Consider the following 1,264-nt stretch of genomic DNA (forward strand, 5'->3'; position numbering starts at 1 on the left):
AGCCGTGCCATGAGGGCGTGTTCGACGAGGGTGATGAGTGCGCTCTTCGCGTCGCCGCGGTGGCGGGCGTCGGTGGTGATGATGGGGGCGTCGGGGCCGATCTGGAGGGCCTCGCGGACTTCTTCGGGGGTGTAGGGCTGGTGTCCGTCGAAGCCGTTGAGGGCGATGACGAAGGGGAGGCCCGAGTTCTCGAAGTAGTCGACGGCGGGGAAGCAGTCGGCGAGGCGGCGGGTGTCGACGAGGACGACGGCGCCGATGGCGCCGCGGACGAGGTCGTCCCACATGAACCAGAAGCGGTCCTGTCCGGGGGTACCGAAGAGGTACAGGATCAGGTCCTGGTCCAGGGTGATGCGGCCGAAGTCCATGGCGACCGTGGTGGTCGTCTTGTCACCGGTGTGGGTGAGGTCGTCGATGCCGGCCGAGGCGCTGGTCATGACGGCTTCGGTGCGCAGGGGGTTGATCTCGGAGACCGCGCCGACGAACGTGGTCTTGCCCACGCCGAAGCCGCCCGCCACCACGATCTTCGCGGAGGTGGTGGAGCGAGCCGCTCCGCCGTTAGAGCTTGCGAAGTCCACTGAGCACCCTTTCGAGCAGTGTCACATCTGGCTGGCCGCCGGCAGACTCGTCGCCGCCGGGCTGGTGAATGGCGACAAGGCCCGCCTCCGCCAGGTCGGCTACGAGGATGCGGGCGACACCAAGAGGAATGGAGAGAAGTGCCGAGATCTCCGCGACGGATTTGATCTCCTGGCACAGGCGGCAGATGCGCTGGTGCTCGGGCAACTGCCCTTGCAGCCGCGCGGGATCCGCCGTGGTACTGACCAGCGCCTCGATGGCGAGCTGGTAGCGCGGCCGGGTCCGGCCGCCGGTCATCGCGTACGGACGCACCAGCGGGTTGTGCGCCTTCGGAGCCTGCGGCTGCGAAGCCCTGGGGGGCTGCTGAGGAAGCCGATGGGGCGCCTGGGGCTGCTGGGGCTGGCCGTACGGTTGCTGTGCGTAGGGGTTCTGCTCCGGCACGGGCCGGCTGGGAGCGGAGGGGAAGTTGAAGCGGTTCTGGTCGTGCCCACCCTGCGGCTGCTGGCCGCCATAAGGATGTCCTCCGGGTGTTGTCACGTTTCCTCCTCCGACTCCAAGAACGCAGTACTCCCTGTGGAACCGCGCCACCGCACCCTACGGTGCGATGACGCGAAACGCACTGCTTGTTTGCTAGTTGAGAAGGCTTCCCTGCAGCTCCGCGCGCAGGTCCGGAGTGAGGACGCTGCCCGCT

General features: G+C 68.0%; 2 protein-coding genes. Both read right to left on the reverse strand.

Annotated features, from left to right (window positions below):
* A partial coding sequence (locus VR44_RS34080) for a GTP-binding protein (protein ID WP_045951514.1) occupies positions 1-575 on the reverse strand: 575 nt, incomplete at its 3' end.
* Positions 556-1,110, reverse strand: a complete 555-nt coding sequence (locus VR44_RS34085) for a DUF742 domain-containing protein (RefSeq protein WP_094192095.1) — start codon at positions 1,108-1,110, stop codon at positions 556-558. The genes VR44_RS34085 and VR44_RS34080, both read right to left, overlap by 20 nt.
* Between the last annotated feature and the right edge of the window lie 154 nt (positions 1,111-1,264).

The sequence above is a fragment of the Streptomyces katrae genome (assembly GCF_000966975.1).
Classification (GTDB): Bacteria; Actinomycetota; Actinomycetes; order Streptomycetales; family Streptomycetaceae; genus Streptomyces; species Streptomyces katrae.